The organism is Ochrobactrum teleogrylli, assembly GCF_006376685.1.
GTDB lineage: Bacteria > Pseudomonadota > Alphaproteobacteria > Rhizobiales > Rhizobiaceae > Brucella > Brucella teleogrylli.
Genome location: NZ_VEWL01000015.1, coordinates 56,356 through 70,314 on the forward strand (window position 1 = coordinate 56,356; position 13,959 = coordinate 70,314).

A 13,959-nucleotide genomic window follows, 5' to 3' on the forward strand; every position below is an offset into this window, starting at 1 on the left:
TCGGCATGGCATAAATGCGGCAATTCAGCGCCAGCCAAGCGCCGGAGCGACATGTTTCAAAATCGCTTCGATGACATGGGCATTATAGTCGACGCCAAGCTGGTTGGGGACGGTCAGAAGCAGGGTGTCTGCCTCGGCAATCGCTTCGTCCTGCGCCAGTTCCTTGATGAGATCTTCCGGCTCCGCGGCATAGGAGCGACCGAAGATCGCCCGCGTATTCTCATCGATGTAGCCGATGCTGTCCTGCTCCTTGCCGCCAGCGCCGAAATAGGCACGGTCGCGGTCATCGACAAGCGCGAAGATGCTGCGGCTCACCGAAACGCGCGGCGTGCGGCTGTGGCCCGCTTCCTTCCAGGCTTCGCGATAGGCGCGTATCTGCTTTGCCTGCTGGATATGGAACGGCTCGCCCGTCTCGTCGTCTTTCAGCGTGGAGCTTTGCAGGTTCATGCCGAGCTTGGCTGCCCAGACCGCGGTGGCGTTCGACCCTGCGCCCCACCAGATGCGGTCGATCAATCCTTCCGAATGCGGCTCAAGGCGCAACAGACCGGGCGGGTTGGGGAACATCGGTCGAGGATTGGGCTGCGCAAAGCCTTCGCCTTTCAGCGTGCGCAAAAACACTTCCGCATGTTTGCGGCCCATATCCGCATCCGTCTGGCCTTCTTCCGGCGCGTAGCCGAAATAGCGCCAGCCGTCGATCACCTGTTCGGGCGATCCGCGGCTGATACCAAGCTGCAAGCGTCCGCCAGCGATCAGGTCGGCAGCGCCTGCATCTTCCGCCATGTAAAGCGGGTTTTCATAACGCATATCGATGACGCCGGTGCCGATCTCGATCTTGCTGGTCTTGGCGCCGACCGCCGCCAGAAGCGGGAAAGGCGAGGCGAGCTGGCGCGCAAAATGGTGCACGCGGAAATAGGCGCCATCGGCCCCCAGTTCTTCAGCGGCTACCGCCAGATCAATCGATTGCAGCAGCGTATCGGCAGCCGAACGGGTTTGCGACTGCGGGGAGGGCGACCAATGGCCGAACGAGAGAAAGCCAATCTTTTTCATGAGGTTCTCTTGATTCTAGGGGTATCTATTTGTGATCCATCATATGGGGAGGGTTGCCTCGTTTGGAAGTGAGGCCCCATGGCAAACACTTTTTTGTGTTTTGTGGACGCCGGAAAGCCTGAATTGGCACGGTTTCGGCGGCAGAAAGGCACTATATCGCCGGTGCATTCCGTTTTAGATTTCCCGCAACTTCGAATCGCGAGGAAATCATGGCTCTCAAAGTCGCGGTCCAGATGGACCATATCAGCACGATCAACATCACGGGCGACACAACGTTCGCGCTTTCGCTGGAGGCGCAGAAGCGCGGCCACGAGCTTTATCATTATACGCCTGACCGCCTGTCGATGCGCGACGGCGTCGTTTCGGCGCGCCTCGAAAAACTGGAAGTGCGCGACGTCAAAGGCGATCACTTCACGCTGGGCGAACCTGAGCGCCGCGACATGCTGGAAATGGATGTGGTGCTGCTGCGTCAGGACCCGCCCTTCGACATGAACTACATCACCAACACGCATCTTCTGGAGCGCATCCATCCGAAGACGCTGGTGGTCAACGATCCGGCCTGGGTGCGCAACAGCCCCGAGAAGATCTTCGTCACTGAATTTCCCGACCTGATGCCGGAAACGCTCATCACCAAGGACCCGCAGGAAGTCATGGATTTCCGCCGCGAATTTGGCGACATCATTCTCAAGCCGCTCTATGGCAATGGTGGCGCGGGCGTGTTTCATCTGGCCGACGGTGATCGTAACCTCACTTCGCTGCTCGAAATGTTCGGCCAGCTTTTCCGCGAGCCGTTCATCGCCCAGCGCTATCTGAAAGACGTGCGCGCAGGCGACAAGCGCATCATCCTGATCGACGGCGAGCCGGTCGGCGCGCTCAACCGCGTGCCGTCAGAAACCGATGCGCGCTCCAACATGCATGTCGGCGGCAGGCCCGAACAGAGCAAGCTCACGGCGCGCGAACGTGAAATCTGCGCACGCATCGGACCGTCCCTGCGGGAGCGCGGTTTCATTCTGGTCGGCATCGACGTTATCGGCGACTACATGACCGAGATCAACGTCACCTCGCCGACCGGCATACGCGAGATCGAGCGTTTTGACGGCACCAATATTGCTGCTCTGTTCTGGGACGCAGTGGAAGCAAAGCGGTAATAGACAAACTCGGCCCCCGCAAATCCGTGGCGCCGATGTTTTGACTGCGAACCACCAGTATAGTGAAACGGGTCTCCAGCAATGGGGGCCCGTTTCTTTTTAGCCAGATATGCACTTCGATTGACTATTGCGTTGAGCAGACTTGCAAAATCAAAGTGACTGCGCCGCTTGCACCCCCTGTACGATTTTGGGACACACCGTCCAACAAATTTAGAACACCCTAATTTATAATATTGCCAATCCCGTTCTTTAGTGCAGAATTCGGTCTATTCAGTTATTTGCGAATAGTATTCGAGGGGACCTTGATGCGTCATTCGACTGAGAACCGAAAAAGTCACGCCTTTCCGTTACTGCGCCTTACCGCCCCTCAGTTCAAAATGCCGATACCGGTCATCGGGGTTCTTCTTCTCTTCCCCTATACAGAAACGGCGCTTGCCGATTGTACGCCTGCCTCGCCTGCATCGGGCGATACGGTTGTCTGTAACGGTAATCCGAGCGGGTTCAGCACCAGCGGGCTTGGCAGCCTCAATGTCGTGATCGAGCAGAACACCAATCTGAATGGCCCATTCACGGCCAGCAGCATGGGCGCGCTGACGGTCGATCATTCGGGCAATGCGCAGAGCGTTGCCATAAACGATGCGACCAGCCTCGTTTTCGACAATCGCGGCACGATCAATGGCGGCCTGACTGTGAGCGGCAACGGCACCTATGTGGTCCATAATTATGCCAATTCGCATATCAATTCGGCGTTCAGCTTCACCGGCAACAGCACGAACATCATCACCAATGATGGCACGTTGAACAATGGCGTCACCATCAATGGCGATGGCGCGACCAATATCACCAACACCACCGGCGCATTCTTCAATAACGGCATTTTCGTCAATGGCGCCAGCCAGACCTTCGTGGAAAATTACGGCACGATCCAGAGCACGATTGCGCTTGGTTCCGGCAACGACACGATCATCAATTATGATCCCGGCCAGATCAATGGCAGCGTTTCGCAAGGGGCTGGCGACGATCTTTTCGACATGCGCGGCGGTCGTGTCAGTGCGACGGTCAATCAGGATGACGGCAATGACCGGTTCCTCTTGTCTGGTGGCGAAGTAACCGGCTCGCTGATGGCGGGCAATGGTGCCGATTACATGCTGTGGACCGGTGGTCTGATCGGCGGCATCGACATGGGCGCCGACAATGATGTCGCGGTGTTTCAGGGGCTGACCGATACGCAGCTGAAAAGCATCCAGATCAATGGCGGCCTCGGCACAGACCGTTTGACCTGGCAGAACACCAAGGGCAGCAATCCGCAGCGCCTGATCAACTGGGAGCTTATCGAGCTTCAGAATGCGTCCGAGCTGACGATGAACAGCAATCTGACGCTTGGCGACAGCGGCACCGCTACCGGCACGCTCACCATCGATTCGAGCAGCTATCTTCGCGCTGGCAGCGGCAGCTGGACCATCAGCCCGGCGGTGGGTGGCAGTCTCACACAGGTGGTGAATGCAGGCGTGATCGATCTCACCAATGGCTCCAATTCCACGTCGGACAGCCTCACCATCGTCGGCAATTATCAGGGCAATTCGGGCCAGCTCTGGCTGAACACGGTTCTGGCCAGCGACAATGCGCCGTCCGACAAGCTGGTCATTTCGAACGGCACCACGACCGGCTCCACCGGCATCGTGGTGACCAATGTCGGCGGTACGGGTGCGCAAACCCAGCAGAACGGTATTCTTGTGGTGGAGGCGATCAATGGAGCGACCACCGGCGAAGGTACGTTTAACCTCGCGCGGCGCGCTTCCGCCGGTATTTACGAATACCAGCTGGTGCAAGGCGGTGTGACGGCGGGAACCGAGAACAATTGGTATCTGCGCAACAATTTCGACGGCATCGACGCAACCAATCCTGATTTGCCGATTTGGTTATTGCCCGGCCCTGACGATGGCGATGATGACGACGACGGCAATGGCAACACAGGTGGCGGCTCTGGCGGTGGTTCCGGAGGTGGTACAGGCGGCGGCTCTGGCGGCGGCACGGGTGGCGGCAGCGGCGGTGGGACCGGAGGCGGTTCGGGCGGTGGCGACGATGGCGGTAGCATCACGCTGGTTCGTCCCGAAGTTCCGATCCTGGGCGCAACGCCAACCGTCGTGCGCGGGTTGTTGCGCGTGGCGCTCGGCACATTCCACGAACGGCACGGCGAACAGTCCTGGTTCGGTGATGAGGCAAACAAGCATGTCATCTGGGGCCGCATGTTCGGCGATCAATATCGCCAGAATCTCAGCACCTTCGCCGATCAGCGCTACAAGGGTAACCAGTGGGGCATGCAGTTCGGCGTGCCGGTCTATCGTGCCGAACATGATGACGGTCAGCTCGATACGCTCGGCCTGATGGCTGGCTATGCGCGCGGCTGGGGCGATATGCGCGCCAGAAACATCTATGGCAACAATATCGAGATCGGCAATATCGATGTCGATGCTTACAGCCTCGGCGCCTACTGGACCCATACCTGGGAAGACGAAGCCTATATCGACGCCATCGTCATGCATTCATGGCTCAGCATCGATACGGAATCGGTCGCAGATTATAGTTCCAGCTTCCATGGCAAGGAATGGACGGCCTCTCTCGAAGCGGGCAAGAAATTCGCGATCAGCGAAAAATGGGTGATCGAACCGCAGGCGCAGATCTATTGGCAGTATCAGAATTTCGATGAGGCTAACGATCCCGGCGGCACCATCCGTTACGACAATAACGATAGCTGGACAGGCCGTGTCGGCGCGCGCCTGCAAGGCAATTACACGATCAACGAGCGGCCGTTCAATCCGTTCGTGCTGGCCAATGTCTGGCATCAGTTCAAGGCGAGCGATACGATCTATTTCAACAATGACAGGCTTCGTCCTTCCTGGGAGGAAACCAGCCTTGAACTCGGTGCCGGTTTCACGACCAAGGTTGCCGACAATACCTCGCTGTATGCCAATGCATCCTATGAGTTCAACCTCGGCGGCGAGCGCTTCAGGCTTCTTTCCGGTCGCATAGGCGCACGCGTTTCCTGGTAAATTCAGGCCTCACTGGCGACACAGCGTTCTTGATCTGTTTCGGGAAAAATGCTTAAATCCTCTGGTTGTATTTAAGCATTTTCTCACTTTAGGGATGTGCTGCGTGGCGAGTGGGGGCTTATGGTCGCGCGGGTTGGAACGGTTGCCTTTCAGGGCATAGAAGCGGTGCCTGTCGATGTGCAGGTCATGGTCGCGCCGGGCAAGATGGGCATGTCGATTGTCGGCCTGCCCGACAAGGCGGTGGCGGAAAGCCGCGAGCGCGTGCAGGCGGCCTTGCATGCTTCCGGGCTATCCATGCCCACCAAGCGGGTCACGGTCAATCTGGCGCCCGCCGATCTGCCGAAGGAAGGTTCGCATTACGATCTGCCGATAGCGGTCGGGCTGATGGCGGCCATCGGCGCCATTCCGGCAGACGCCATCCAATCCTATCTGGTGCTGGGCGAACTTTCGCTCGACGGGTCGATTACGCCTGTCGCGGGTGTTTTGCCCGCTGCGATCGGTGCCAATCGGGAAGACAAGGGGCTGATCTGCCCCTATGCCTGCGGTCCGGAAGCTGCTTGGGCTGGTGCCGATATCGACATTCTCGCGCCGCGCAGCCTGATTGCGCTGGCCAATCATTTTCGCGGGACGCAGGTGCTGACGCCGCCCGATCCGTCCATGCGGGTTTCCAGCGAAAACCTGCCCGACCTTGCTGATATCAAGGGACAGGAAACGGCCAAACGCGCGCTGGAAATCGCCGCAGCAGGCAATCACAATCTGCTTCTGGTCGGCCCGCCCGGTTCCGGCAAGTCGATGCTGGCGCAACGCCTGCCGTCGATCCTTCCGCGCCTTGCGCCGCGCGAATTGCTGGATGTGTCCATGATCGCGTCCATTGCGGGCGAGCTTGCGGGCGGAAAACTGTCCGACCGCAGACCATTCCGGTCGCCGCATCATTCCGCTTCGATGGCGGCGATGGTCGGCGGCGGCTTGCGCGCCCGCCCGGGTGAGGTGTCGCTGGCGCATAATGGCGTGTTGTTTCTGGATGAGTTTCCGGAGTTCTCACCGCAGGTGCTGGATTCGCTGCGCCAGCCGCTCGAAACGGGCGAATGTCTGATCGCCCGGGTCAATCATCGCACAAGCTATCCGGCGCGCTTTCAACTGATTGCCGCCATGAACCCATGCCGATGCGGGATGGCGGGCGAACCCGGCCACGGTTGCGCGCGCGGGCCGCGCTGCCAGACGGATTATCAGGCGCGGATTTCCGGCCCGCTTCTGGATCGCATCGACCTGCGTGTCGACATGCCCGCTGTCTCGGCGCTCGACCTGATCCAGCCCGCGCAGTCGGAGCGCAGCGAGACCGTGGCGCAGCGTGTCGCCCGCGCCCGCGCCGTGCAGGCCACGCGCTATGCGGCGCTGGGGCTCGATCCGTCGATGGCGAACGCCTATTGCTCGGCGAATCTGATCGAGGAGGTGGCGCGACCGGATGCAGCGGGAATGAAGCTGTTGCGCGACGCCAGCGAGCAGATGCGCTTTTCCGCCCGTGCCTATCACCGCATCCTGAAAGTTGCGCGCACTCTGGCCGATCTCGATGGGGTGGATCAAATCAGCCGCATTCATCTGGCTGGCGCAATTTCCTACCGCATCGGTGCGGAACGGCTGATTTCTGCGGCGTGATTGCTCACGCCGCAGATGGTCGCGTTCCGGGGCTTAGATCCCGAAGGTCACCAGCCCGTTTTCATCGATGCGCCAGGCCGGGTTCCACGCAATTTCCCAGGCGTGGTCGTCGGGATCGGCGACATAGCCGCGAAAGCCGCCATGCGGGGGCGCGTCGGCGGCGCGCAGCAGCGTCCCGCCTGCCTCTGTCAGCCGATGCATCAGCGGCGCGACATCTGCTTGTTGCTCCACGTTATGGGCGAGCGAAAATGCCCCCGGTTGCACAAGGCCGCGACGGTTCATGTCGGCTTCGAGCGATGATCTGAGGAAGGTGCCGAGAACGAACCCGTTCATCTGGTAGAAGATGATCTCGTCATTTTCAAATATCGGCGTCCAGCCGAAGCCTTCGACATAGAAGCGACGCGAATTGGCGAGGTCGGCAATACCGAGTGTAATAACGGAAATTTGCTGTTTCATTGTCCAAACCCTTGATCCTCCGGCGCACCATTGCTCCGGAGTTGAAGGTCAGGGGACACATTGCGATCGCAGAACCGCGAAGGTCAGGACCCGTGTCTGGCATCATACTATGCCGTTGCACGGGAGCCGGGCTAACCGCACCGACCTCTCCTTTTTAGACCCGGACTGTCTATCACGTTCCGGGCCTGAATTCAATTTCGGTAAGCTTTCGATTTAGAGCATTTCCAGCAAAAGTGCGTAGCGGTTTTGCGTGGGATAATGCGCAAAAACAAATAGACAGAGCGGTTCCACGATTCCGTGCTAACCGGAACCGCTCTAATGACGAACCGAGCCGACCAGCAGATTGTCCGGTGCTTCGATGGTGACCCAGCGACCGGTATTGTTTGTGGCCTGACGCTTCAGATAGGTGTAGTCGGTTTCGTTCCAACGCAGAACTTCGTCGGTCAGATTGTCGAGAACGAAGTCGCCGCGGTCGGTGCGCACGGTCAGCACGGCATGGCCTTCGCCATCCGGCTTGCGCAAGACGGTGATCAGAAGGTCGCTGATCGGAATACCGGCCTTTTGCAGCTCGCGCTGCTTGAGAAGCACATAGTCTTCGCAATCGCCGACGGTGGTTGGGTAAGTCCAATATTCCTCGACGCCGTAGATTTCCATATCGGTCATCGGCTTGATGCGTTCATTGACCGAGAGATTGACTTCGACAATGCGCTGCCAGTTGGCATGGTCAAGCGGCAACGGGCTGGTGTCCCGGCTTACGATATTGCATTCCTGCGCTTCGCGCTTGCAGAATTCGTAATGGCCGATTGGCTGGGAAGTGACCTTCCCGGTATGCATGAAGTCGCCAGAGGCTGCTTCAGCACTAAAGCCTGTCATCAGCACCGAAGCCGCGAAAGCAGCTGCTGCCATCATTTTCTTGGTCGAGCGAACAACGCAAAACATACTAAACGCCCTTGCCGGAAACTCTTTTATTAACGAAACGTTAAAATCTGAAACACTTGCGAGTCAATTCGATTTGCCGCTTCATCGCCCAACATCTTAATTAATGGTTAACGCGGGTGGTCTGCGATAATGCAATCCTGGATTGAATCTACTGGGTTTTTTGAGCGTTGTGTACGCTTGGTGACCACTCATAATTTTGCCATGCTGAGGGAGCTTGTTTTTGCCAGCGAATATGCCAATGGTTGGCACATTCCACCGGACCTTTGAGGGTCCATTTGCAAAGGCCACGGGATGACAAGCGCAACCACGCGCAAGGCCACGGCAGACGACATCGATGCGTTATTGCGCATCGAAGAGCGCTGTTTCGAAACAGACCGCATTTCCCGACGCTCCTTTCGCGCCCTGATCGCGCGCCCCACTGCGGAAACCATCATTGCGGAAGCTGACGGCCAGATCATCGGCTATGCGATGATCCTTTTCCGGCACGGTACGGCACTGGCGCGGCTCTATTCGATTGCCGTTGATCCGGATGCAGGCGCCAAGGGGATCGGCGCGCTTTTGCTCCAGGCGGCAGAGACGGCCGCCTTTGAGCATGACCGTCCGCTGCTACGGCTTGAAGTGCGCGAGGACAATGCGCGGGCGATCGCTCTTTACAAGCGCCACGGCTATCGCCCGATTGGGCGCTATCTCGATTATTATGCCGACCATTCCAACGCCTTGCGTTTCGAAAAGACGGTGCGCGGAGGCGTGCCTCTGGCAACACCATTTGCCTATTACCGGCAGACGACCGATTTCACCTGTGGTGCGGCCTGCCTGATGATGGCGCTTGCCCGGCACAAGCCCGGAACCGCGCTCGATCCGGTGCTGGAAATCCGCCTGTGGCGCGATGCAACCACGATCTACATGATGTCCGGGCCGGGCGGCTGCGAACCTTTCGGCCTTGCCGTCGCCGGGCACGAGCATGGATTGAAGGCATCCATCATCGTCTCCATTGAGGATATGCTGTTTCTGCAATCGGTGCGTTCGGAAAAGAAGCGCCGGGTGATGCGGCTTGCGCAAACCGATTTCCGCCAGCGCACGGAAGCCTATGGCATTCCGGTTGAATATCGCGGTTTCACTTTGTTCGACATCATCACGGCGCTGCGGCGGGGCGCGTCGGTGATCGTTCTGATCAGCGGCTATCTCATGTTCGGCAACAAGGTGCCGCATTGGGTGCTCGTCCATGGCGAAGATGGCCGTCACATTTTTATTCATGATCCGTGGGTGGAAGAGAAACAGGGCGAAAGCATCGCCGATGCGGCCAATGTGCCGGTTCCCTTCCACATCTTCGACCGCATCGCCCGCTTCGGCAGCGATGGGCTGAGAGCAGCTGTGATTCTCGAAAAAGGGACAGACTGATGACGATCTGCGTCATTCTCGTTGGGCGCCTCTCGGATATCGACAATGGCGCGACACCGCACAAGGTCATGACCAATCGCGATTATCTCGCACATCCGGCCCTGTTCAACGGCCAGCAGCGCCCGCGCATTATCAACCTGTCGCGGAGCTATACCTATCAAAGCCGCGGCTATTATGCCTCGCTTCTGGCGGAGGCGCGCGGTCACCGGATCATTCCGTCCGTCGAGACGATGATTGATCTGTCCGAACGGCGGCTCTATGAGAATGCCATTCCCGAACTGGAAGACATGCTCAACAAGGCGTTGGGCAAGCATCCCGAAAAAGCGCCAGAAACCATCCACGTCCATTTCGGGCTGGCCGAGAACCCGGAATTCGAGCGTTTCGGCAGGCTATTGTTCGACTGGTTCCGTGCGCCGTCGCTGGAAGTAACGGTCAAGCCCGGCGAGTGGGCGCGTATCCAGAAAATCGGCTTTGCCAATATTGCGAAATTCTCAAAACATCAAAAGGAGCGTTTCGAGGATGCGCTCGACCGCTATACGCAGCGCGAATGGCGGGCGGCCAAGCCAAAGGTTCCGGCCCGTTATACGGTCGCCACGCTCTGCGATCCGAAAGAGGCGATGCCGCCTTCATCCATGGCGTCACTGAAGCATTGGGCGAAGATCGCAGCGCGCCTCGGCGTTGAAGTGGACCCCATCGGCAGGAAGGACCTGTCGCGACTTGCCAATTACGATGCGTTGTTCATCCGCGAAACCACGTCGATTTCCAACCATACCTATCGCTTTGCGCGACGGGCGCAGCAGGAAAACATGCCGGTCATCGACGATCCGATTTCGATGATCCGCTGCACCAACAAGGTTTATCTGCACGAACTGATGCAGGCCAACGATGTGGCCGTGCCGCAGACCGTGATGATTGCGGGCGAGGAGGATCTGGAGCGGGCCGCCGATATGCTGGGCTTTCCGCTGGTCATCAAGATACCGGATTCGTCCTTCTCGCGCGGGGTGAAGAAGGTGAAGGATATTGCCGAGCTGAAGGCGTTGGCGATGCTGTGGCTTCAGGACAGCGATCTTCTGCTGGCGCAGAAATATATGCCGACCCGGTTCGACTGGCGTGTGGGCGTCCTCGACGGCAAGCCGCTCTTCATCTGTCAGTATATGATGGCGAAAAACCACTGGCAGATCGTCAAGCACGATACGGGCGGCAAACCGCTTGAGGGCGGCTTTCGCACCTATACGCTGGCGGATGCGCCCAAAGCGGTTCTGGAAACCGGCCTGCGCGCTGCGCGGTGTATTGGCGATGGATTATACGGTGTCGATCTGAAGGAGACGGATGACGGTGTCGTGGTGATCGAAGTCAATGACAATCCCAATCTCGAACACGGCATCGAGGATGCGGCGGAAAAAGACGACGTCTGGATCAATCTGACCCGCTGGTTCATCGATCGGCTGGATCGCAAACAGCGTATCCCGGAAGAGTTGAAAGCAGTACCTGCCCAGCCCAGGCTGGTACTGCTCTAATTCTTCGTTTTTACGCGCATCTTTTCCGAAAACCGGCTCCCGCTTTTCGGGATGCGCTCTAAAATCTGATCATTGCTTTACGCCGGATTACATCGGCGTGAAGCAGACCTTGGTATGTCCGGCGCCGATGAAGCCGAGACGGCTTGCAGCACCCTTGGAGAGATCCAGCACGCGTCCCTTGATGAACGGGCCGCGGTCGTTGATGCGCACGACGAGCGACTTGCCATTTCTCTGATTGGTAACTTTGACCTTGCTGCCAAGCGGCAGGGAGCGGTGCGCTGCGGTCAATCCGGCTGGGTTCATACGTTCACCCGAAGCCGTGCGGGAGGTCAGGGCGTACCAGGAGGCACCGCCGCATTGCTGTGCCGAGGCTTCGATTGCGCTGACAGCGAGAAGGCTGGTTGCTGCAAAGCCGAGCATAGCCATACGGGTCTTGAAGTTCATACCAGTTCCACTAGTTGTTAACGGGGCGCTTTGACAGTTTTGCTGAGAAAGACCTGAGCGAAGTGGAATCTAAATGTGGCGATGACGTGGTTCGAATGAGAACATTATGCGATAATTGAATCTATATCCGCAGCGGAATATCATCCTATACTATGCGTTGTTTACTTATATTTCGAAACATAACTGAGGAATATTTTGAAGGATTCGGTTCTGTTGCTGTAAAGGCGTTTACGATTCGTTAGGAATCTGACGCGTCGCTTCGTGTGGCCTTGTTTTATGCGGTGGAATCCAAGAAAAACTGCTTTTAGCGGTTCTACCGCTGTCGCCTGATCCTACAATTTTTATTTGTAGCGCAAGTTTTAAAGCCTCTTCTAAAAGTTGTCGAAATGCGGCGTTTTCCGGGCAAAAATGCAATTTCGCCGTGTGTGTGGCAATTTTTACAGGTCGGTTTTTTCTTATCCACAGGCCGGAAAACGGCGCTTATGACGTTTCTTTGACCGTGCAGCCAGTGCAATTTATGGAAGAAATCCTGCTATAAGCCTGTTGCGAACAGGTGCGATTTCAACGGAAAACATGCAGGACGATCATCCCGACACGAACAAGAATGCCTCCGTTCCGGCGATATCCGCTGGCAAGCGGGCGCTCTATCTCGTACTGGGCTTTGTCATGCTGGCGCTTGGCATCATCGGCGCCGTCTTGCCAGTCATGCCGACGACCATCTTCATCATTCTGGCGGCCTGGTTCTTTGCGCGGTCTTCGCCCAAACTTGAAGCGCGGCTTCTTGCCGACCCGCGTTTCGGCCCGCTGATCGTCAAGTGGCGTGACCGTGGCGCGATACCACCAAAGGCAAAGCTCTATGCCTGCCTGGGCATGCTTGTCGGCTACGGTTTTTTCTGGTGGGGCGCCCGTCCTGGTCCGCTGCTGGCGATTGCGGTGACCATCTTCATGCTGGGCTCTGCCGCCTATGTGCTTTCTCGGCCCAGCGAGTAACCGCTTTAAACCCTCATCCCTTCGCGATAAGAGTGGCGTCATCGTTATGGGAGCCACTGATGAATTTGCCTGCCGTCAATCCGCTGATCGATCAACTCTCCGCGCCGCCCATTCCGGCTGTGCAGGCCTGGGCGCGGGATTATGACGGCAGCCACGGCCCGCTGATCGATCTTTCGCAGGCGGTTCCGGGCTATCCGCCGCATCCCGACATGCTGCGCTTTCTGGGCGAGGCGGCGGGTTCGCTCGCCTGCGCAGGCTACGGGCCGATTGAAGGCGAGGCTGGGCTGCGTCAGGCCTATGCCGGACATGTCGGCTCGCTTTATGGCGCTTCGATTGAAGCGCGCAATGTGCATGTCACATCCGGCTGCAATCAGGCTTTCATCGCGGCCATCATGTGCGTGGCTGGGAGCGGCGATACGGTGCTGACGACCGACCCGTTCTATTTCAACCACCGTTCGTCACTGGAAATGCTTGGCATCAAGCCGGCTTCCTTTCCCTGCCGTGCTGAAAATGGCTTTGTGCCGATGGTTGAGGATGTGCGGGCGGCGCTGCATCCCGGTGTGAAGGCGCTGACGCTTGTTTCCCCGAACAACCCGACCGGCGCGGTCTACCCGCCGGAACTGCTCGGCCAGATCTATGCGCTGTGCCGCGCCAACGGCACGTGGCTGATCCTCGATGAAACCTATCGCGATTTTCTGCCGAATGCTGGAGATGCGCCACATGGGTTGTTCGGTGAGGCCGACTGGCCGTCGCATCTGATCCAGCTCTACAGCTTCTCGAAATCCTTCTGCATTCCGGGGCATCGTCTGGGGGCCATTGTTGCAGGCGTCGATATGGTGGCCAATATAGCCAAGGTGATGGATAATCTGCAAATCTGCGCCACACGTGCGCCGCAGGTGGCCGTTGCCCGCGCGCTTACGCCGCTGGAAGCATGGCGCAACGAGAACCGCAAGGAAATCGCGCGCCGGGCTGCAGCACTTCGCTCCGTCATGGCGGCTGTCGATGGCTGGCGTGTTGAAGCGGTTGGGGCCTATTTCGCCTTCGTGCGGCACCCTTTCGAGGGCCTATCATCGGTGACGGTTGCAGAGCGCCTTGCGAAGTCGCTCGGCATTGTCACATTGCCGGGTGTCTTCTTCGGTGAAGGACAGGAAGCCTTTCTGCGCTTTGCCTTTGCCAACGCCGATGTGGCGGGCATCGAAGCCACGGGAGCCCGTTTGCCAAGCTTACGGCTTTGATTCCCATAACAGTTCCAGCAGCTCTTCCATGGCATCCAAAGTCCCACACAATTGGTGGAGGGTGGATTGCTACAAACCTGTA

General features: G+C 58.1%; 11 protein-coding genes. 7 read left to right on the forward strand and 4 right to left on the reverse strand.

Features of this window, described 5'->3' with window-relative positions; translation table 11 throughout:
- Positions 1–24: 24 nt before the first annotated feature.
- A complete protein-coding gene (locus tag FIC94_RS19255; RefSeq protein ID WP_140026080.1) occupies positions 25–1,047 on the reverse strand; it encodes an LLM class flavin-dependent oxidoreductase in 1,023 nt (340 codons plus the stop codon).
- Between the two features lie 209 nt (positions 1,048–1,256).
- On the opposite strand from FIC94_RS19255, the gene gshB reads away from it, so the two are divergent.
- From gshB to FIC94_RS19270, 3 genes are all read left to right on the forward strand, one after another.
- Entirely contained in the window at positions 1,257–2,195 is a 939-nt protein-coding gene (gene gshB / locus FIC94_RS19260) for a glutathione synthase (protein ID WP_140026081.1), read from the forward strand.
- Positions 2,196–2,500: 305 nt separating this feature from the next.
- Entirely contained in the window at positions 2,501–5,245 is a 2,745-nt protein-coding gene (locus FIC94_RS19265) for an autotransporter family protein (RefSeq protein ID WP_140026082.1), read from the forward strand.
- Between the two features lie 120 nt (positions 5,246–5,365).
- The gene (locus FIC94_RS19270; RefSeq protein WP_140026083.1) at positions 5,366–6,898 is read left to right on the forward strand and encodes a YifB family Mg chelatase-like AAA ATPase; all 1,533 of its coding nucleotides are present in this window, start codon (positions 5,366–5,368) and stop codon (positions 6,896–6,898) included.
- Positions 6,899–6,931: 33 nt separating this feature from the next.
- Here the strand turns inward: FIC94_RS19270 and FIC94_RS19275 are convergent, their stop codons facing one another.
- Positions 6,932–7,354, reverse strand: coding sequence for a VOC family protein (locus FIC94_RS19275; RefSeq protein WP_140026084.1), 423 nt, complete (start codon positions 7,352–7,354; stop codon positions 6,932–6,934).
- Between the two features lie 315 nt (positions 7,355–7,669).
- Positions 7,670–8,293 (reverse strand): transglutaminase-like cysteine peptidase, encoded by a 624-nt coding sequence (locus tag FIC94_RS19280; RefSeq protein WP_140026085.1) that lies wholly within the window; start codon positions 8,291–8,293, stop codon positions 7,670–7,672.
- A 291-nt stretch (positions 8,294–8,584) separates the two neighbouring features.
- Between FIC94_RS19280 and FIC94_RS19285 the strand changes: the two genes are divergently transcribed.
- Entirely contained in the window at positions 8,585–9,691 is a 1,107-nt protein-coding gene (locus FIC94_RS19285; RefSeq protein WP_140026086.1) for a peptidase C39 family protein, read from the forward strand.
- The gene (locus FIC94_RS19290; protein WP_121536966.1) at positions 9,691–11,208 is read left to right on the forward strand and encodes a RimK family ATP-grasp domain-containing protein; all 1,518 of its coding nucleotides are present in this window, start codon (positions 9,691–9,693) and stop codon (positions 11,206–11,208) included. The genes FIC94_RS19285 and FIC94_RS19290 overlap by 1 nt, the downstream gene beginning before the upstream one ends.
- 87 nt (positions 11,209–11,295) lie before the next feature.
- Here FIC94_RS19290 and FIC94_RS19295 read toward each other — a convergent pair whose 3' ends face one another.
- Positions 11,296–11,652, reverse strand: a complete 357-nt coding sequence (locus tag FIC94_RS19295) for a septal ring lytic transglycosylase RlpA family protein (protein WP_078337695.1) — start codon at positions 11,650–11,652, stop codon at positions 11,296–11,298.
- 573 nt (positions 11,653–12,225) lie between these two features.
- Between FIC94_RS19295 and FIC94_RS19300 the strand changes: the two genes are divergently transcribed.
- Entirely contained in the window at positions 12,226–12,642 is a 417-nt protein-coding gene (locus tag FIC94_RS19300) for a YbaN family protein (RefSeq protein WP_140026087.1), read from the forward strand.
- A 65-nt stretch (positions 12,643–12,707) separates the two neighbouring features.
- Entirely contained in the window at positions 12,708–13,877 is a 1,170-nt protein-coding gene (locus FIC94_RS19305; protein ID WP_180918065.1) for an aminotransferase, read from the forward strand.
- The last annotated feature ends 82 nt before the right edge of the window (positions 13,878–13,959 follow it).